The sequence below is a fragment of the Microbulbifer maximicatervae (SeqCode) genome (genome assembly GCF_052467385.1).
In genome coordinates this window covers 3,540,398-3,559,745 of sequence record NZ_CP174311.1, presented here as the reverse complement: position 1 = coordinate 3,559,745, position 19,348 = coordinate 3,540,398, and the positions used below count along the sequence as shown (strand labels likewise).

Sequence of the window (19,348 nt, the reverse complement as noted above, 5' to 3'; positions counted from 1 at the left end):
AGGTTAGGATGGAGAAGCTGTAATGCCAATTCCAGATGACTTCGGTTTTCGCCGCGAACCAAAACGCATCGCTCTCTTAGATATTGATTCACAAAATGATGAAAAACAATATGAGGATGATATTGATGATGCATCTCTCGTACGCTCAGGAAGAATAGTTTGGGTATTTTTTTTATTGTTAGCCGCGTTGGTTTTTTGGTCTTACTTGGCCAAGGTTGATGAGGTTTCTTCTGGCGCTGGTAAAGTGGTTCCGACTTCGCGTTCACAGATTATCCAATCATTAGAGGGAGGAATACTGGAGGATCTTAAAGTTTCTGAGGGGGATATTGTCGAAAAGGGTGAAGTGTTGGCGCAGTTGGATCCTACAAAATTACGTTCGAATGTAGAAGAAATATTGGCTCGCTACAGAGCTGCTTTGGCTAGTGTCGCGCGATTGAGTGCTGAGGTAAATAGTACATCGATTAAATTTCCAGAGGAACTGTCTTCGCATGCGGAGCTTATTGCTAAAGAAAGAAAACTATTTGATACGCGGCGGAGAGGATTAGCAGAATCGTTGAAAGGTTCAAAGGAAACCCTAGAGTTGGTCAATAAAGAGTTGTCTATCACCAGGTCGCTTGTCGAATCAGGGGCAGCCAGTAGTGTTGATCTTTTACGTCTGCAAAGACAAAAGTCTGAGTTGGAGACAAAGATAAATGAGATAAAATCTATGTACATGGTGAAAGCCCGAGAGGAGTTGGCAAACTTTAGTGCTGAAGTTGAGGCGCTGTCTTCTGTAGTTGAGGGGCGTTCTGACTCACTAATAAGACTTACTCACAAATCTCCTGTAAGAGGCATTGTTAAAGCTATTGAGGTTACAACTATTGGTGGCGTAATCCCCCCAAATGGAAAGATAATGGAGATTGTCCCACTTGATGATCAGCTTTTAGTTGAAGCAAAAATTTCCCCCAGGGATATCGCATTTATTCGTCCTGGGCAGGTAGCTAAAGTAAAAATTACTGCATACGACTATACGATTTATGGTGACTTAAATGGTACAGTGACGACTATATCTCCTGATACGATTCAAGATGAGTTTGTGCCAGGCGAATACTATTATAAGGTTTTCATCCTCACAGATACTGATTCTCTGGAAAATCATGAGGGTAATAAATTTCCGATAGTGCCAGGTATGATTGCAGCGGTAGATATAAAAACGGGTTCGAAAACTGTTTTTGATTATCTTATGAAGCCAATCAATAAGGCGGGTGAGGCGCTACGGGAAAGGTAATGGCGAAATGGTTAGCTAACTCATTGGTGCACATTGTTTTTGGCTTCTTTGGTCTTTCTAGCTTATCTCAAGCTGAATCAAAAATTGTTACTCTTTCGGTTGAGGTCGCAATTACGAACTCTTCGAAGCAGGATATTAATGGTTATGTTCAAAGACTTTCTATGCCTGTAGAGTATAGTTTGCAGCAGTCATTAAAGAAGATTAGATATAATTATCCAGAAAAAATTATTTACAAGAAGCATGGTGTAGGGGGTTCTAAGTACCTTGAGTTTGTGCTGAGTATTCCTGCTGGAAGGACAGTTTCCAGGATTGTTGAGTTTGATTTAATGCTTACTTCATATGATTATACTCAATTGAGCAGGGGGCGAGACTTTTTTCCAAGTGGTACTTACTTAGAGTCAGCGAGGTTTATCGAGTCAGATTCCACTCCAATTAAAAAGTTATCCCTTAAAATACAAAATACTTTTGAAGATGAAGAGAGTCGTTTGAGGGCAGCTTTTTTGATTCCTCAAGCAATAATTAAATATAAAGTTCAGCCTACAAAAGGCGCTCTGGCGGGCCTTGAGTCAGGGGAGGGTGATTGTACAGAGCATGCGGCGCTTTTTGTCGCATTGGCACGCTCTATGGGGTATCCTGCAAGAGTTACTTCAGAGTTTCTTTTTTCCAAGAAAAAAAGATTTGATCGACCTAATCATCATGCCGCTGAAGTTTTTATGGGTGGTCGGTGGGTGCCGGTAGACCCCAATTTGGCGCAGAAGCCTTATCTTGGATATGGTTTCGGTAAGGGTAGTATAAGTAAAATTGTTCTTACTCGAGAGTTTTCATGGGTTTGGTCTAATTTGTTTCCGAAAGATTTTAAAGGTAAAAAAAATAATGTTAGTGTTTCTGTTTTGTGGAGTTTGCAATAAATATTGAATTTCTGGATTCAATTATTTGTTATGGGTGGGTTTAGTAGGGCGTGCAGTGGTATAGCGAATTACATCTGTCGGCCAGATGTGTAAGTTTGATCTGTATCATGTTTTTCTTGAGTTGTCATGTGTTGGATTTTAACTTTTATTCTACCTCTATGGGTTGTCCGGTTTTTTGAAGTTTTTCTAGTAGGATGGGGATTGAGCCAAAGTCGGAGTCCCTTCTGGATCCTTTGATAAGTATTAGGTCTGAATCCTGGGAGAAATCAGCTAGATAGTCAACGAGAGGTGAAGCCTCTGAAAAATGTGGTCCTAAAATTTCTTCCGGTAATAACTCCCGGAGAAATTTCATTTCCTCACCGTGTGTTATTACCCAGTTAACATTGCTGTTGAGTAAGGGGTGAGTGAGACTTTCATGTAATTCTTGTGCTTTTTTACCTAAATGGACAATGCGACCTAGTACCGCAATTCTTCGTCCATTATTTTTTATTTTACTCTGAGAAAATACTGAGAATGCATTAATCATGGAGCAAACTTCAGCGTTCCAGCTATCATCAATAAGTGTTAGGGATTTACCTTGAATGTTTAAATTTTTTCTTTTTAAATGTCCCTCATCAAGTTCTAGGTCAAGCAATCTATTTGCGCATTGGGCTAGGTCTTTATCTAGCGCGTAAGCTGCACAAATAGCAGCTATGGCATTGTACATCATGCCAGTGCTGGGTGCGGGAACCTTTAATTCTAATCTTTGAGTTGGGAACTGTAGTGTGACATTGCTTCCAGTTTCATCGGCATCAATATTTATTATCTTAACATCTGCCCTTTCTCCTTTGCCAAACACTATTATTTTTTTAGCATATTTTTTTGCTTGCGAAAGAATATAGTCGAAGCACTTTAGGTGGTCCCCTAATATAGCTACTGAAGAATTCGTTAATCCGTCAAAAATGCACGATTTCCATTTCGCAGTGTCTTCAACTGATTTTATGCGATGGTTAGTTTGTGATAGACCAATTTCCGTAATTATAGATATAGTTGGTTTTATCTGTCTTGTGATGGGGCCTCGTTTCATCCATAATGCGCTCTGAGCCACTTCGATAACGGCAGCTTCATGGTCAGGATTTAGACTGGCAAGCATCGAAGGTGCGCCTACACGTGAGTTATAGTTACCTAAACTGGATAATATCTTTTCTTTGGGGCCCAGAATTTGCACAAGCATTTTTAGGGTGCTTGATTTTCCTGCAGTACCTGTAATGGCAATGACATCGCCTTGGAATCGTTTTCTGGCTGCTAATCCGAGCTCAATTATAACTTTTAATGGGTCTTCAACTTGAAGTACAGGCAGTTCCTTAGGTAATCCATCTACAGGGTGGGAAACAATGGCGCCAGCAATACGATGTGCAAATTCAGGAAGGGTTTTATGGCAGTCAAAGTAATTGGCAGATGGCTTTGAGCGCTGTTCGTGAAAATCTCTGTCTTTACTTGTATGAGCAACAAATAAGACAGGCCCCACTGCTTGGTCTAAAAATCCACTCCCAGAAATTACGCTGCGAATGTACCAATTTTCAGGTGGCGGCGTTAGCCATTTTCCTCCAGAAACTAGTTCAAGTTGTTGAGCATTCCAAGTCTGCATAGGCGTATGTTGGTATACAGCCGGAGGAAAATCTGTTTTGTATGTAGGAATTTGTGGCGGCTTCTTAGAAAAGTTTAGCTGTGTAATCATTCCGCCAACAATTACAGGCTTTACTTGTTGTGTGTTGGAAATAATACCTACGGCAAGTTGAAGGTGAACAGGCTTAATTTGATTGGCTGCCGGGGCCCTTAACCCATAAAAGTCACGGTAGATTCTTCCTGGTTCCCATCGAGAAGTGGGTACTTGCCAATCACAAGGATCGTGGTCCATCGCCTTTCCCCAATAAGGCATAGATGTTTCTTTGATTGGGATCGCTCGAAAATCTAAACGGAAATCCTCCTTTACCTTTTTATCGGTAGTCCAAAATGACTCTACCCATAACATTTGTCTAGTCTTTATTTCACGCGGAAAAAATCTTACTCCCAATAGTTTAAGCGGCCCGCATTTTATTGAGGGGATGCGAGCATCTAAGGGGACCTGATCTACAGTCCAATTAGGATTCAATGGACGTTTTTCTCTAATTACTTCTCGTTTGTAATGGGTTTTAAGAAGATGGGGAAGTTTACGGTATTGCCTGTCTGGAGGTGACAGTAGAATGGTTCCGCTACCATCTGGATTTAAGGTCAGGTGTGTCCCCAGCTCTGAGCAAGCTTTCGAAAATCGTTGCGTAAGATCTTTTGCTACATCTCCACTTAGTTGCTTACTGAAACCAAACCCAACACCTACGGGCACAAAAATGATTTTTTCTATTCCATTTTCGCTTAATTGGAGGCGAAAGATTCCACTATCGGCTAGGTTACGTCGGACCGCATCGAACAAAAGATCCCCAGCATCGTGGATAATAGGTCTGTCCTGATAAATTTCAATACCTTGTAGGTTATGTGCGCTGGTACCTAATATACCATCTGCTCCGGCATCGATAATGGCGTGGCCAATGGTTATTTCATCTTCGCTTGGTTTTGGTTCTCTGTTGTTTCCCCAATGAACAGCGACGAGCACGAGATGTGCTTTTTTGCGCGCTGCTTCAATCCTAGGCTTTAGGTTATCAAGCCAGAGGTTGGGTATGGTAAGTGGTAGATGAGCGCAACCAGGCGTACTTGGACCTGCGGCAAAGCGAGGCTGTGTGGCATCAATAGAGAAAATGGCGATGTTTAGCCGACCGGCGGGACGATATACTGGGGTAAGTGCTTCTTCGATATTAATACCTGATCCAGCGTAACCGATACCGGTTGCATCCAGCCAGTGTTGCTGCTCCAAAAGTGCTTTGCTTCCATAGTCCCCACTATGATTGTTTGCAGTAACAACGACATCAATACCGGCCTCCATTAACACGGATAGCATTTCAGGGCGGGCTCGGTAATAGTATGGGGATGACTCTCCCTTACTGATTCCTTGTTCGCCCTCAGTCCCTATCACACACTCTAGATTCACTACGCTTATATCTGCGTTTTTTAGGGCAATAATTGTGCCGAGGACTTTCTCGGTTCCAAATTGTGCCGTGCGATAATGTTGCCTTCGTGCCAAGTTTACGTCCCCCCCCCAAGCGAGCACAGGCAATGACTTGTGTGAATCGGCAGCTGGTTCGATAAGCATTTCTTGGTATGCCTCCTCAATATCCTCCGGTATATCTTTGGCGGCAATGAGATAATTTCGATAGGCGATAAAACCAGATAGATAGTGCTCGACATCATCAATACGAACTCTGAAAGCATGGTGCCGTATAAAAAAGCTTCCTAAGATGCGTCTGGGATTCTTGAAGTACATGGCTATTTCGGGCCAGAAATAGCCGTTTAGGAGGTACATTGCACGTTTGTGTAACGCTCTGTAAAAGTGCTTTAGATCTACCTGGTCTAGTAGGTACTGAAACTTGGGCTCTTTGCGTAAGCGAGTCACCATCTTTTCAGCAGCCATCATCAATTCAAGCAGAGTTGGGAAGGTGGTGATTCTATTTTCAACAAAATCCAAGTAACTGGAAAAGTTGCGAATACCGAACTGATAATACTTTTCTTCAGGGCGATATAGTGTCAGCTCATTGACACAGTAGCTCAGCCAGTGATCGTGGGCACGCCAGTGCTCAGCTCGGATAAAATAATTGAATGCCTTCTCGACCAATGTCAGCCAGCGGGAATCTTTAGTAAATCCGTAAAGACGCATTAAACCAAAGGCAGCTTCACCATCGTAATAGATGACTCTATGCTTGTCTTTAACTTGAAGTTCCGGATATTCAAGAACATGACAAAATTGCCCAGTGACGGCATCTTGCATGTACTCCATACCAAGTGCCAGCTGCTCCATTAAATCGGAGTAGTGTTCGGTTTTTGTTACCTCAGAGTACTTTACTAGTGCCAGGAGTGATACAGCGTTGCCCCCTAATTTAATCTCATTATTCGACTCTACTAAAAATGCACCCATCTTCCCTGAAGGAAGGAGCGCGGATTGTATTAGCTTTTCTGTCAGGTACTTTAGTGACCGAAGGATGGAAGTCATCAGTGCTTTATCACCGGTTACCTCCCAGGCTTCAATCATCGCATAGGTACTGCTTGCATGACGCAAATTGTTATAGGTATCTATCTTCCGGTCGAAGCAGGCATGCCAACCATAGTGGAATGCTCCATTGTTTTTGACTTGGCTGCCCAGGTAATGGCTGCTTGTTTTAATTAATTTCGTAACAGTATTAGCATTTAGTTTTTCGATGATACGCCGACCAGCGTCTAATCCTGGACCATAGAGGCAGACGGGTTCACGTTTAGCTTCACAAAAAATCCCCTGAGTTGACAGAAGATATACTGGGCTGTCATCTGAAAAATCTAACTTGGTGTTTAGCCCAAAACGTTTCTTAGCATAGGCAAGGAAATTATTCTCGTTGATGATGACGTGATCGATCTGATTCCCGCCATAAAGCATGGCATTAGCATTGAGTTCCTGTTCAAGGAATGCGACATCACAGTTATCATCCAATGCCAGACCATAGCGAAAGTATGATCGTTTGGTATCTCTAAGTATTTGTTCCAGCCCAGCAAACGTCATTGCACTTTTTTGAGTTACCCAGTCAACTCTCAACCAACAGGGGTTCACCCTGTGCGATTTTGCTGCACTTTGGATGATCTTTGCTAGGTCTTGCCATACCTCTGCAATATCTGCCGCCGTTTTATGTTTTACGACGGCACGCTTCTTTGCATCGCTAATTGAAAAAAACAACGTATAAGGAGGGCGTTGGCTCCTCAATGCCTGCTCAACCTGAGCACGCACTTGAACGAGCATGTTGGATAGGGACATGTCGCGACTTATCTCTCTATTAAAAAAGCGTGGCAGTATTTTTTCTGCTGGTCGGCTCGGGTGCTTTTCCTGAACGAGTATAGACGGGGGGGAAGATTCTGCTTTTAGTGGTTTGTACTGAGGTGGTGGTGTGGTAAATATTTTTTTGTTTTATCTGTCAATTTGGGTTTTCAAAACAAATCTTGTCGGATAGTATTGGGTAACCGTATTCAGAATGATTGTTGTGCAACTCACTCAGATTATTCTCTATTAACCTGTAATTAACAGTTTGGGTTAATACCAAGGTTTAGCCGCAGGGCAGGAGCATTTTCTGCCAAGAAGGAAACCCGGGATCTTATCATCTCGGGTTTTTTTGTCGGTAAATATAGGTTGTTTGTCTCAAATTCATCTTGCTTACTGAAACTCTTCTTTGTCTGCTTCTTAATTTTCAGAGGTAGGCTGCTTGCCCTCCTCTGAAAGATGGGCACCTTGGCCGAATAGTGAAAGAACCTTCCGGGTTTGTATTTGTACCAATGTCTTGCGGGCACTCGCCGAGTGGCCTTGGCGCCATTCTTTTATCTGGAACCAGCCAACTTAAACCATACAGGACAGGTGCCTCTATCGAATTGTTGGCAGTGAATCTATTGGAGTAGTAACCATGAATGGGAAGTGGTGGAGAAGCTTGAGGAGCTTCCCTCCGTTAGTTTGGATTATTTTAATTGGCAGTTTTTTTAGCCGTGGAACTTATTTTATGGTCTGGCCTTTCCTGGCCATCCTTCTGTTTGAAAAGTTTCACCTCGGTGCGGCTGAAATTGGTTTGATCTTGAGTGCATCTGCCGTTGGTGCTGCTGTATTGGGCTTCTTTACCGGTGCGCTATCGGATCGCTATGGGCGTCGCAATATGCTATTGCTTGGCTGTATTGTGAGTATTTTTTCCTTTGCCTTGTTGGCTGTGACGCAAACCTTGGTAGGATTTATCTGTGCGATGACCCTGTGTGCTATTGGTCGCGCGGTGTGGGAGCCGCCAGCGAGTGCGCTGATAGGCGACTTAATTGACGATCAAGCCAGCCGTGAATTGGCGCTGCAATTCCGCTACTTCCTGATTAATGTGGGGGCCGCGCTGGGGCCGATTGTGGGTGTCTGGGCTGGTTTGAGTGCGCAGCAATCCACTTTTGGGCTCACCTCTCTCAGCTACTTACTCTTAGCCCTCGCCTTTGTTTGGGGTTTTGCCAGAACCGAGAGTGGACGTTTAGCGAGTAAGCAAAGGGATGCGGGCGTATCTCTGGGAAATACGCTCTCGGTATTGAGCCGTGATCAGGTATTTCTGGTGGTGATTATTGCGAATATTTTAACGCTGTTTATCTATGCGCATATGGATTCAAGCTTGGTGCAATACCTCACCCGCGCTGAAGCGCCGGGATTGGTAGAGCTGATATCCAGCATGATCTTTGTTAATGCGTCGACGATAGTATTACTGCAGTTTCCCATTATGAAGTTAATGGGGCCGCTGGCCATTAACACCCGTATTGTGATTGGGTTGGGTATTTTGTCGATCTCCCAGATTTGGTATGCCCTAAATCCGGTAGATTGGTTTTGGGGTTGGCTCGGAGCGACTTTTATTTTGAGTCTGGCTGAGGCAATTTTGTTTCCAACCATGAGCATTCAAATTGACCGGCTGGCACCATCCCATTTACGCGGTACCTATTTTGGGGCCTCTTCCTTTTATGCCATTGGCTGGTCGATGGCGCCATTAATTGGTGGAGTGATTATTCAATGGTGGAGTGGCCCGGCCTTATACGGCTTGTTAGTGGCGTTATGTGGAGTTGTGTTCGTGCTCTATCGCCTTACCGAGTATCTGTCTCGCCCTGAGTGGCCTGAGCCTGAGGGAACGGTTGTCGCGGATCGAGTCGCCAATGTCTCCTAGCACGGGACACAGAATTTAAGGGCAAAAAAATACCCCCGCCAATTCGAATTGGCGGGGGTATTTTATATTGTGATCGCCGGGAGATTAGATCTCGGCAGCGAGACGAGAGCCTTGGTCGATAGCGCGCTTGGCATCGAGTTCTGCGGCTTCATCAGCGCCACCAATCAGGTGGGTGGTTACGCCGCGCTCTTGCAGAGCTTCGTATAGCTTGCGTGCAGGCTCCTGACCGGCGCAGACAATAATATTGTCGACTTCCAGTACCTTTTCCTCTTCGCCAACGCGGATATGCAGGCCTTTATCGTCAATTTTGTCGTAAAGGGCACCAGCAATCATCTCTACCTTGCGATGCTGCAAGCTGCCGCGATGAATCCAGCCGGTGGTTTTACCCAGGCCCGCGCCCACTTTGGTGGTTTTGCGTTGCAATAGGTATACTTGGCGCGGAGAGCTTACTGCTTCGCGTGGCTTCAGGCCGGAGCGATTCTCCAGGGCAATATCGACACCCCATTCGTTGAAGAATTCTTCCTTATCGCTGGCGACCACTTCATCTTCAGTGGAGTGGGGGCCATCGTGGGTCAGGTACTCCGCTACATCAAAGCCGATACCGCCGGCACCGATAATGGCAACCTTCTCGCCAACCGGCTTCTTGTGCTTCAGTACATCCAGGTAACCCAGGACTTTATCGCTCTCAATGCCGGGGATCGGTGGAGTGCGCGGCTCGATACCGGTAGCAATAATCACTTCATCAAAAGATTGCAGGTCTTCCGCTGTGGCAATGGTATTAAGTTTTACTTCAACACCGGTGACTTCCAGGCGGCGCTTAAAGTAGCGCAGGGTTTCCTGAAATTCTGCCTTGCCGGGGATCTGCTTGGCGATATTGAACTGGCCACCAATCTTATCGCTGCCTTCGAACAGGGTTACTTCGTGTCCACGCTCTGCGGCAACGGTAGATGCGGCCATGCCCGCAGGGCCGGCGCCGATTACAGCTACCTTTTTCACGTTGTCGGTAGGCAGGTAGTTCAATTCGGTTTCGTGACAAGCGCGGGGGTTTACCAGGCAGGAAGTCAGTTTCAGCTGGAAGGTGTGGTCCAGACACGCTTGGTTACAGCCAATGCAAGTGTTGATCTCGTCGGCGCGGCCTTCGGCGGCTTTGTTGACGAACTCAGAGTCTGCCAGGAAGGGGCGTGCCATGGAGATCATGTCAGCCTGGCCGGAGGACAGAACTTCTTCGGCGACTTCCGGCACATTGATACGGTTGCTGGCGACTACCGGGATAGACAGGTGCTTTTTCACCTTGGCGGTGATATCGGTAAATGCCGCGCGGGGAACACTGGTGGCAATAGTGGGAACTCGCGCTTCGTGCCAGCCGATGCCGGTATTGATAATTGTGGCGCCAGCTTTTTCGATAGCCTGGCCCAGAGCCACTACTTCATCGAAGTCACTGCCATCTTCTACCAGGTCCAACATGGACAGGCGGTAAATAATAATAAAGTTCTCGCCGACGGCTTCCCGTACGCGGCGCACAACTTCGATCGGCAGGCGGATACGGTTTTCGAAGGAGCCGCCCCATTCATCGGTACGCTTGTTGGTGCGTTTCACGATGAACTGGTTAATAAAGTAACCCTCGGAGCCCATGATCTCCACACCGTCATAGCCGGCTTCGCGAGCCAGGGTGGCGCAGCGTACATAGTCATCGATCTGGCCTTCGATTTCCTCGCTGGTCAATTCGCGCGGGGTGAAGGGGTTGATCGGCGCCTGGATGGGAGAGGGTGCGATCAGGTTTTCGTTGTAGGCGTAGCGGCCGGTGTGCAGGATCTGCATACAGATCTTGCCGCCCTCAGCGTGAACAGCATCGGTGACTTCGCGGTGCTGCTGGGCTTCTTCCGAAGTGGTCATCTTCGAAGCGCCCTGGAATACGCCACTCTCTTCGTTCGGGGCAATACCACCGGTTACAATCAGGCCAACGCCACCGCGGGCACGTTCGGCAAAAAAGGCCGCCAAACGGGTGAAGCCATTGGGGTGTTCTTCCAGGTTGGTGTGCATGGAGCCCATCAGCACCCGGTTTTTCAGGGTGGTGAAGCCCAGGTCCAGGGGGGCAAGCATATTAGGGTAGGCTTGGGACATGGCAAATTTCTCTTCTTGTAACCTTTAGGGTTCATTTATGTATATGCAAAAAGGTGCATATCGTTGCCCAGCAGGATAACAAGACGGCCCACTGTGAAACAGTGACTTAACCGGTCGAATTCAGTGATCAATTACGGGCCCTATCTAACCTTGATGCGTCCCATTCTCATCTATAAATAAAGTGTTTTTTAAGGGTTCCCTGTCTCGACGTATACAGAGGCTCATTTACTCCTCTACCAAGCTTACCAACTTGTTTCGCAGCCATTGATTGGCTGGGTCGTCGTGTTGATTTTTATGCCACAGCAGGTGCCAGTCCATTTGCGGTATTTGAAACGGAAGCTCAAACAATCGGGCTGAGTACTGTCGCGCCAGGCTGGCGGGGACTGTCAGTGCCAGGTCGGTTCTCAATACCACTAACGGTGCGACCCGGTAGTGCTGGACCCTCAATTTCACATTGCGACGGCGCCCTAACTTGTTCAGGGCAATATCTTCCAGGCCAGGACCACTGCGACGGCTGGAGACATGGATATGTTCCAGCTTCAGGTACTGTTCCAGGGTAAGGCTGGCGGAATCCGCCAAGGGGTGATCGTGGCGCAACATACACAGGTAGCGATCGTTCATCAGTCGCTGTTGTTTTATCTGTGGGGAAGTGGGTACGGGAACATCCAGGGCAAAGTCCAGCGTGTTGGCGGCCAGTTCCTTGACCAGCTGCTCCCTTGGGACCTGGAAAGACTCGACAGTAATACCTGGGGCCTCCTGCTCCAGCACTTCCAGCAGCCTGGGTAAAAGGAAAGTCTCCGCCATATCGTTCATGGAGAGGCGCAAGGTTTTTCTGGCTTCCTGTGGCACAAAGTGACGCTGCTCGCTAAGGCTTGCCCCCAGTAGAGAAAGAGCTTCCTGGACCTTCGGCATAATACTTTCAGTCAGTGGCGTCGGTGCCATACCGGTGGGACTGCGAGTGAATAGTGGGTCGTCTAACGTACGGCGAAGTCGTGCCAGAGCATTACTGACAGCCGGCTGGGTGATGTGCAGTTGCTCAGCGGCACGAGTCAGGTTTCGGGTTGCGTATATCGCCTCCAGCACGGGAAAGAGGTTCATGTCGATTCGCTGTAATTGCATTGCTGCCACCGTCATCACTCTCATGAATGATTCAATATTCGCATAATAAACTTTGATGATTCAAATGCTGGGGATAGGGTTGGGGAGATCAAAAGGGGAGGGAAATAGGTGGCTGAATTTATTCTGGTACGTCACGGACAGGCTTCATTTGGGGCCGATGACTATGACAATCTCTCCGATACTGGCTGGCAACAGTCGCGCTGGTTGGGTGAATACTGGCGGGATAAGGGTATTCGTTTCGACCGGCTGCTGTGCGGCAACCTAACTCGGCATCGGCAAACTTTGGACGGTATTTGCGAGGGGTTGGAACTCCCCAGTGAAAATACTCGCAGTGTACTCCCCCAGCTTAATGAATTTGATTTTCTAGCGGTTGCCAAGCATTACAGTGAGCTATACCCGGATCGGGCACCGGGAGCAGGTGCCAGTCGCGCCGATTTTTATCGATTCCTGAAGAAGGGGATGCTGGCTTGGGCTGCCGGTGAGATCAGTCCACCGGAAACCTGGTCGCATTTTGAAGCCAGAATCGCAGATGCGCTTAAAAACATTTGCGATAGCCCCAAAGGCAGCCGAACCCTGGTTGTTAGTTCGGGCGGTGCCATTGCCATGATGTTGACGCAAATATTGGGCGGCTCAATTTCCACCGTCGCCAATCTCAATATGCAAATCCAAAACACAGCCGTTAGCCGTTTATTTTTCAGTGCAGAAAATATCAGTCTGCACAGTTTCAATCATGTGCCGCACCTGGATCGGGATGGGCGTCACGAACATATCACTTACAGTTGATTGGGCAGGTAGCGATGGAATTTGAATACTCAGACAAGGTAAAAGGACTGCTGGAACGCCTGCAAAATTTTATGCAGGAGTATATCTATCCCGCCGAAGCGATATTTATGCAGCAGTTGCAGGAGGATCGCTGGGGAGAGCCGGCGATTTTGGCAGAATTAAAGATTAAAGCCCGGGAAGCGGAACTCTGGAATCTGTTCTTGCCGGATCCCCGTTACGGTGCCGGGCTCAATAACCTGGAGTATGCGCCCCTGGCTGAGGAAATGGGGAAAGTGCTTTTCGCATCGGAGGTATTTAATTGTAATGCCCCGGATACCGGCAATATGGAAGTTTTGGCTCAGTACGGTTCTGAGGCCCAGCGGGAACAATGGTTAACCCCGCTTTTGGATGGAAAAATTCGCTCTGCCTTTGCTATGACCGAACCCCGGGTTGCCTCCTCCGATGCCACTAATATTGAAACGTCGATTACCCGCGATGGCGACAGTTACGTTATTAACGGCCACAAGTTTTATATCAGTGGCCTGATGAATAAACGCTGTAAAGTGATGATCGTGATGGGTAAGACCGACCCGGAAAATCCCAATCGTCACCAGCAGCAGTCGCAAATCCTGGTACCCACCGATACGCCTGGAGTCAAAATAGTTCGCCCGATGACGGTATTCGGTTATGACGATGCACCGGAAGGGCATGCAGAGGTGATTTTTGAAAATGTCCGGGTGCCTGCCAGCCATTTAATTCTTGGAGAGGGGCGCGGTTTTGAAATTGCACAGGGACGCTTGGGGCCGGGCAGGATACACCACTGTATGCGCTTAATTGGCCAGGCTCAAAGAGCGCTGGAGATGATGTCGGCACGCGCGGAGCAGCGCATTGTTTTTGGTCGCCCGATGAGCAAGCAGGGATCGGTACGGGAAGATATTGCCAAATCCGCCTGCGAAATCGAGCAGGCACGCCTGCTGACTCTGAAGGCCGCTGCGCAAATGGATCGACTTGGCAATAAGGCGGCCAAAGATTTAATCGCAATGATAAAAATTGTTGCGCCACAGATGGCTTGTAAGGTGATAGATCGCGCCATACAGATTCACGGCGCCGCGGGATTGGGGCAGGATTACAGTCTCGCCCATCACTATGCCTATGCTCGGACCATCCGTCTGGCGGATGGTCCCGATCAAGTTCATATGATGCAGTTGGGCAGAAACCTGGCAGCTCACTATGCCGCCGCAGAAAATCATGGAGGACTCAGTGACTGAGACGGTAAAGAATTTGCGCAGCTCTGTGGAAGAGCTGCCTGTTGAGCGACTGCAAGAATATTTGTCCGGCAAAGTCGACGGTTTCAATGGGCCTGTAACGGTCACCAAATTTCCCGGTGGCCAGTCTAACCCCACTTTCAAGTTGCAGACCCCGGCGCGATCATATGTTTTGCGACGCCAGCCTCCGGGCAAGTTATTGAAATCTGCCCATGCCGTAGATCGGGAGTACCGGGTAATGTCGGCACTCGCCGATACTAATGTGCCGGTGCCCAGGGTATTGCACCTCTGTGAGGACCGGGACCTAATCGGTTCTATGTTTTATTTAATGGAATATTGTGAGGGTCGGATATTCTGGAATGCGGCACTGCCGGAAGTTGACGCCGAGCAGCGTAGCGCTATGTACGATGAAATGAATCGTGTACTGGCGGCCATGCACAGTTTGGATATTAATGCCGTAGGCCTTTCGGATTACGGCCGACCAGGTAATTACTTCCAGCGGCAGTTGGACCGCTGGAGCACTCAATATCGAGCCTCTGAGCTGGAGCCCATTGCCGCAATGGATGAGTTGATGGCCTGGTTGGGTGACGTTTTACCGGATGATGATGGGCGTATCGCATTGGTGCACGGTGATTACCGGCTCGACAATATGATTTTCCATCCTCAGGAGCCCAAGGTCATAGCGCTTTTGGATTGGGAACTTTCCACACTGGGACATCCCTATGCCGACCTCGCTTACCAGTGTATGCAAATGCGAATGCCCGCTGGCAAAGACAAAATGTCCGGCCTATTAGGCTTGGATATAAAGGCCTTGGGTATCCCCTCCGAAAAAGAGTATGTGGCCAAATACTGCCAGCGAATGGGTATTGATGGGATTGATAATTGGCCGTTTTATCTGGCTTTTAGCTTCTTTCGCCTGGTAGCGATTGTTCAGGGGGTGGTGAAGCGTGCAAAAGACGGCAATGCCTCCAATAAAAATGCGGCAAAACTGGGAGCCCTGGTAGAACCCCTCGCACAAGCTGCATTGGATATCGCTGCTAACGGTTAACTTGTGAAATTATAAGGATAAGAAATGGCAAAGAATATTTTTGATCTCTCGGGAAAAATTGCCCTGGTGACGGGTGCCAGTCGGGGTATTGGTGAGGCCATCGCAAAACTTTTGGCTGAGCAGGGTGCCCATGTTTTGGTTTCCAGCAGAAAAATTGAAGGGTGTCAGGCCGTAGCCGATGCAATTGTGGATGCCGGTGGCTGTGCCGATGCAATCCCCTGTCATATCGGCAATATGGATAATATCCAGCAGGTTATTGGCGATATTCGCGAGCGATTTGGTCGCTTGGATATTTTGGTCAACAATGCGGCGACTAATCCCTATTTTGGCCATATTCTTGATACTGATCTAGCGGCCTTCGAAAAGACGGTAGAGGTCAATATACGCGGTTATTTCTTTATGTCGGTAGAAGCCGGCAAGTTGATGCGAGAGCAGGGTGGTGGCGTTATTGTAAATACCGCCTCAGTGAATGCCTTGCAGCCGGGTGTTGGGCAGGGTATTTACTCAATTACCAAGGCGGCGGTGGTCAATATGACCAAAGCGTTTGCCAAGGAGTGTGCGCAATTTAATATCCGGGTGAATGCTCTACTACCAGGGCTTACAAAAACCAAATTCGCCGGGGCATTGTTTTCCCACGAGGATATTTATAAAACTGCGGTTGGCCATATTCCCATGCACCGTCATGCGGAGCCGGAAGAGATGGCGGGCACCGTTTTGTATTTGGTCTCCGATGCTTCCAGTTACACGACTGGAGAGTGTGTCGTTGTAGATGGTGGTTTGACTTCGTGTGGGGGGATTTAACCATGCATGATCCAATTCTCGATTTTAGCGATAAAGTCGCATTGATTACCGGCGCTGCCAGTGGATTTGGAAAATTACTAGCAGAGGAACTTGGTTCTCGGGGTGCTCGTTTGGTATTGGGAGATATCAATGAAGAGGCCTTGATGCAGTTGGCGGACAAGCTGGGAAGCCAAAATATCGCTGTGCGCGCCCAGCGCTGTGATGTTTCCCAAGAGTCTGATTGCGCTGCTCTGGCGCAACTGGCCCAATCAGAATTTGGACAGCTGGATATCGCTGTTAACAATGCCGGAATCGCGCCTCCGATGATGTCTCTCAAGCAGACAGATGAGGCCATGATGGACCTTCAGTACAACGTTAACCTTAAGGGGGTTTTCCTGGGGCTTAAACACCAGTTGCCCCTATTGAAGATGACCAGTGGAGCTGTACTGAATGTTTCCTCTATGGCGGGGCTGGGAGGTGCTCCCAAGATAGCCTCTTACGCAGCGGCAAAACATGGTGTGATCGGCCTGACCAAAACGGCAGCGATGGAAAACGCCAAGTACGGTATCCGTGTAAACGCGATTTGCCCCTTCTATTGTCTGACCCCGATGGTTACCGATATTGCAACTGAAGATGCCAGCCCTGAACAAGTTCAAGCGTTTCTCGCTGAGGGATGCCCGATGAAACGCCTGGGCAAGCCGGAAGAAGTCGTAGCGGCCATGTTGATGCTGGTTTCCCCAAAAATGACTTACATTACCGGGCAGGCACTGGCAGTAGATGGCGGCCTCTCGGCCTATTGAGGTTGGGAGTCGCTGAGAAAGCGAATAGAGAATCGAAAAGGAGCCTTCGATGCCTGTAGAAATTTCACCTGATAGCCTCGGCTATTACATTGGCTTTGAAACAGAGCCCACAGACTGGTTTGAAATTGACCAGCAGAGAGTTGATAGCTTTGCAGAGTGCACCTTGGATCGACAGTTTATTCATGTAGACCCAGAGGCCGCCGCCAAAACGCCTTTTGGGGGAACGGTTGCCCATGGTTTTCTCTCATTGTCACTGCTGCCTTATTTTGTAGGGGCTCTACAGATAACGGTTGCAGGTGCTTATATGGGGGTGAATTATGGTTTGGATAAAGTCCGTTTTATCAACCCGGTAAAGACCGGTAGCCGGGTGCGCGTCTCCGGGAAAATACTGGATATTACGGAGAAAAAAGAGTCCCAGTATCAAATTAAGCTGATGGTAACAATGGAAATAGAGGGTGAGGCGAAGCCAGCTTTAGTTGCAGAGTGGATTTTTCTACAGATTACCTAGTGGGGTCAGTATAAGGCCGGACCACCATTTTTTTAAGTCGTGGTGGAAAGTGGTGGTTTCGATCTGTTTGAGAGTTATATAAGGCGAGTTTACATAAATGCTTCTTCTTGTTTAAGGGTGTTGAGACCCATGCGAACAATATTCAAGTGAGAAGCGGGAATACCTTTTTTGTAGTACTCGCCAGTAAAGTCAAATTGTTGGACTTCGATAAATGGTGAGAATAGGGTGCATCCCCAGTAGGGGTTTATACCCCACCAGCCATATTTTCCGGCGGTTCTGGGGTTTCTTTGATAGAAGTTGTAAGCCCTTTTGATATTGTCATATTTGAGTTTGAATTTTCTTTTGTCATTGATGCTGTGGGCATCAAATATCACCAGGCATTGTATAGAGATGCCTTGCCGGCCAAGTGCATTGGCGATTTTTATTGCAGCATTTCCCCCTCTGCTGTAGCCAAACAATATCGCTGCTTTTTTGCGCGAAATCCCATTTTTAAGGTGACGGTAAATAGTTAGCTTTCGTGTGTGGGAAAATATCCGCCCTTGAAGTTGGTTGATTACCGACTTTAGTACCGGATTTTCTCCGGCAGAAGGACCACCGGCACCGTAGATGCCCACCACAGTGTAGTGGCTAAGTTGAGACTGTATAGGGAGTGAGAATTCGAATTGGCCGCTTGAACTTGATATCAGTTGTTTCTAGCTCCTTGAAGCCGTGCTCGATAAAATCCGGCAGTGACGCTTAGCACTTTTACGTAATTCATCGGGTAGGGATTCTTCACTTCCATCCTGCTGTTCTGCCCGCCAATAGTGGCACAAGGCAACATACTCGCCACTATTTACCTGATTGCGTAGTGCGAGCCAGGGATCTGGCGCTGGGGTAACTGCCATCACAGTTTCTTTCCAATCCCTTAACGCCGGCTCGTACAAATGCTGCTCGGTGGAATTTGCCTTGTGAGTGAAGGCACCCAGGTGTTGGGCTGGATGAAGAAGCAATAGCAAGGCGGTTACCAAGCTACAACTTACTGTTGCACGAGAGAGTAGATGATTGACGTTTACTTTCGGCTTATAGGTTTGGGCTGTTTTATATAGATCGTCATCCAGCTGCTGCGGGGAAGTCAACGTCTCGGCTTCTTTAAAGTATTGATTTTCCCAATTGCTCATAGCATTAACTCGATTACTCTTCGATAACTTCTACTTGCCAAGGTCTTCTCTCCGAACCATATATCGCTTCGTCCAGTGCGGTGCGGGCGCGATGATATAGGGTGCGGCATTTATTGAGAGAGAGCTGCTCGATATCGGCCACGGTTGCCAGTGGCAGCTTGCATTCCATATGCAGTAATAAAACATTGCGCAATTGAGAAGGTAAATTTTGAATCGCTGCGAGAATTCTATTCTGCTGGGGAGATTCATGCGCGGATTTCTTCGAGCTGGAAAATTCCTCAAGCTTGAGCAATTTATTGACTTGGATGTAAAGCCAACTTTTAAGCAGGCGCCCGTGCAGTTCTGGCGGATTTTCCAAAAGACCACGCCAGAGTTTTTGCAAGAGTAAAGTGGTTGAAGATGGCGCCATTTGCATACAGTAGCGATACAGGGAATCTTTATGGCGGCCGTAGAGTTGACGGAACACAGCAGGTTTGCGCGACTCCTTGTAGTATTGGAATAGCGCCTCGTCAGATAGCTGGCGTAACTCTTTGAGAGACAATGTCTTGAGCCTCCGTACGCAAATTATCCCGCCTCGAACCACTGGCCGAGTATTGGTTTATGCGGCGTCAATAAAGAAGATTGTAGTATGGTTCTGCGTCGAAATTATTCTCTGGCCAGTACTTATAATTTCAGCCGATGTCACGGTACGACAGATACGAATCTTCGGGCTTGCGAAGTATAGTTGCCTCTGGTTTGAGAGGTGGTTGCTCGGGTAAGGGCCAACGCCAGATTTATCAATAAGTGATGATGCGCCTAATTAAGCAA

General features: G+C 47.6%; 15 protein-coding genes. 9 read left to right on the top strand and 6 right to left on the bottom strand.

Annotated features, from left to right (window positions below; genetic code table 11):
* The first annotated feature begins 22 nt into the window (after positions 1-22).
* A complete protein-coding gene (locus ACJJIR_RS15200; RefSeq protein ID WP_444905979.1) occupies positions 23-1,267 on the top strand; it encodes a beta-barrel domain-containing protein in 1,245 nt (414 codons plus the stop codon).
* A complete protein-coding gene (locus tag ACJJIR_RS15195; protein ID WP_444905978.1) occupies positions 1,267-2,175 on the top strand; it encodes a transglutaminase-like domain-containing protein in 909 nt (302 codons plus the stop codon). Before ACJJIR_RS15200 ends, ACJJIR_RS15195 begins: the two co-directional genes overlap by 1 nt.
* Before the next feature lie 145 nt (positions 2,176-2,320).
* Here the strand turns inward: ACJJIR_RS15195 and ACJJIR_RS15190 are convergent, their stop codons facing one another.
* On the bottom strand, positions 2,321-7,078 hold the full coding sequence (locus tag ACJJIR_RS15190) for a CapA family protein (protein WP_444905977.1): 4,758 nt from the start codon (positions 7,076-7,078) through the stop codon (positions 2,321-2,323).
* 730 nt (positions 7,079-7,808) lie between these two features.
* On the opposite strand from ACJJIR_RS15190, the gene ACJJIR_RS15185 reads away from it, so the two are divergent.
* Entirely contained in the window at positions 7,809-8,981 is a 1,173-nt protein-coding gene (locus tag ACJJIR_RS15185; RefSeq protein ID WP_444905976.1) for an MFS transporter, read from the top strand.
* Positions 8,982-9,065: 84 nt separating this feature from the next.
* On the opposite strand, the gene ACJJIR_RS15180 is transcribed toward ACJJIR_RS15185, so the two are convergent.
* Together ACJJIR_RS15180 and ACJJIR_RS15175 are read right to left on the bottom strand one after the other, a co-directional pair.
* The gene (locus ACJJIR_RS15180) at positions 9,066-11,102 is read right to left on the bottom strand and encodes an oxidoreductase (RefSeq protein ID WP_413664906.1); all 2,037 of its coding nucleotides are present in this window, start codon (positions 11,100-11,102) and stop codon (positions 9,066-9,068) included.
* A 225-nt stretch (positions 11,103-11,327) separates the two neighbouring features.
* Complete coding sequence (locus ACJJIR_RS15175) at positions 11,328-12,221, bottom strand: LysR family transcriptional regulator (protein WP_444905975.1); 894 nt, start codon at positions 12,219-12,221, stop codon at positions 11,328-11,330.
* Between the two features lie 108 nt (positions 12,222-12,329).
* On the opposite strand from ACJJIR_RS15175, the gene ACJJIR_RS15170 reads away from it, so the two are divergent.
* From ACJJIR_RS15170 to ACJJIR_RS15145, 6 genes are read left to right on the top strand one after another with little or no spacing between them, the layout of a single operon-like run.
* Positions 12,330-13,004: a histidine phosphatase family protein gene (locus ACJJIR_RS15170; protein WP_444905974.1), complete on the top strand. Its 675-nt coding sequence runs from the start codon at positions 12,330-12,332 to the stop codon at positions 13,002-13,004.
* Positions 13,005-13,018: 14 nt separating this feature from the next.
* On the top strand, positions 13,019-14,251 hold the full coding sequence (locus ACJJIR_RS15165; RefSeq protein WP_444905973.1) for an acyl-CoA dehydrogenase family protein: 1,233 nt from the start codon (positions 13,019-13,021) through the stop codon (positions 14,249-14,251).
* Positions 14,244-15,296, top strand: coding sequence for a phosphotransferase (locus ACJJIR_RS15160; protein WP_444905972.1), 1,053 nt, complete (start codon positions 14,244-14,246; stop codon positions 15,294-15,296). The genes ACJJIR_RS15165 and ACJJIR_RS15160 overlap by 8 nt, the downstream gene beginning before the upstream one ends.
* Positions 15,297-15,320: 24 nt before the next feature.
* Complete coding sequence (locus ACJJIR_RS15155; RefSeq protein WP_282931833.1) at positions 15,321-16,097, top strand: SDR family oxidoreductase; 777 nt, start codon at positions 15,321-15,323, stop codon at positions 16,095-16,097.
* 2 nt (positions 16,098-16,099) lie between these two features.
* Positions 16,100-16,876: an SDR family NAD(P)-dependent oxidoreductase gene (locus ACJJIR_RS15150; RefSeq protein ID WP_413664910.1), complete on the top strand. Its 777-nt coding sequence runs from the start codon at positions 16,100-16,102 to the stop codon at positions 16,874-16,876.
* Between the two features lie 49 nt (positions 16,877-16,925).
* The gene (locus ACJJIR_RS15145; RefSeq protein WP_444905971.1) at positions 16,926-17,384 is read left to right on the top strand and encodes a MaoC family dehydratase; all 459 of its coding nucleotides are present in this window, start codon (positions 16,926-16,928) and stop codon (positions 17,382-17,384) included.
* An 89-nt stretch (positions 17,385-17,473) separates the two neighbouring features.
* On the opposite strand, the gene ACJJIR_RS15140 is transcribed toward ACJJIR_RS15145, so the two are convergent.
* The 3 genes from ACJJIR_RS15140 to ACJJIR_RS15130 form a co-directional block, all read right to left on the bottom strand.
* On the bottom strand, positions 17,474-18,001 hold the full coding sequence (locus tag ACJJIR_RS15140) for a hypothetical protein (RefSeq protein WP_444905970.1): 528 nt from the start codon (positions 17,999-18,001) through the stop codon (positions 17,474-17,476).
* A gap of 75 nt (positions 18,002-18,076) precedes the next feature.
* Positions 18,077-18,541, bottom strand: coding sequence for a hypothetical protein (locus tag ACJJIR_RS15135; RefSeq protein ID WP_444905969.1), 465 nt, complete (start codon positions 18,539-18,541; stop codon positions 18,077-18,079).
* A gap of 13 nt (positions 18,542-18,554) precedes the next feature.
* Positions 18,555-19,082, bottom strand: a complete 528-nt coding sequence (locus ACJJIR_RS15130) for an RNA polymerase sigma factor (RefSeq protein WP_282931838.1) — start codon at positions 19,080-19,082, stop codon at positions 18,555-18,557.
* Between the last annotated feature and the right edge of the window lie 266 nt (positions 19,083-19,348).

Excerpts from the sequence above, each read along its gene's own strand:
- ACJJIR_RS15200 (WP_444905979.1), top strand. The coding sequence starts at position 23 with ATGCCAATTCCAGATGACTTCGGTTTTCGCCGCGAACCAAAACGCATC.
- ACJJIR_RS15195 (WP_444905978.1), top strand. The coding sequence starts at position 1,267 with ATGGCGAAATGGTTAGCTAACTCATTGGTGCACATTGTTTTTGGCTTC.
- ACJJIR_RS15190 (WP_444905977.1), bottom strand. The coding sequence starts at position 7,078 with ATGTCCCTATCCAACATGCTCGTTCAAGTGCGTGCTCAGGTTGAGCAG.
- ACJJIR_RS15185 (WP_444905976.1), top strand. The coding sequence starts at position 7,809 with ATGGTCTGGCCTTTCCTGGCCATCCTTCTGTTTGAAAAGTTTCACCTC.
- ACJJIR_RS15180 (WP_413664906.1), bottom strand. The coding sequence starts at position 11,102 with ATGTCCCAAGCCTACCCTAATATGCTTGCCCCCCTGGACCTGGGCTTC.
- ACJJIR_RS15175 (WP_444905975.1), bottom strand. The coding sequence starts at position 12,221 with ATGCAATTACAGCGAATCGACATGAACCTCTTTCCCGTGCTGGAGGCG.
- ACJJIR_RS15165 (WP_444905973.1), top strand. The coding sequence starts at position 13,019 with ATGGAATTTGAATACTCAGACAAGGTAAAAGGACTGCTGGAACGCCTG.
- ACJJIR_RS15155 (WP_282931833.1), top strand. The coding sequence starts at position 15,321 with ATGGCAAAGAATATTTTTGATCTCTCGGGAAAAATTGCCCTGGTGACG.
- ACJJIR_RS15150 (WP_413664910.1), top strand. The coding sequence starts at position 16,100 with ATGCATGATCCAATTCTCGATTTTAGCGATAAAGTCGCATTGATTACC.
- ACJJIR_RS15145 (WP_444905971.1), top strand. The coding sequence starts at position 16,926 with ATGCCTGTAGAAATTTCACCTGATAGCCTCGGCTATTACATTGGCTTT.
- ACJJIR_RS15135 (WP_444905969.1), bottom strand. The coding sequence starts at position 18,541 with ATGAGCAATTGGGAAAATCAATACTTTAAAGAAGCCGAGACGTTGACT.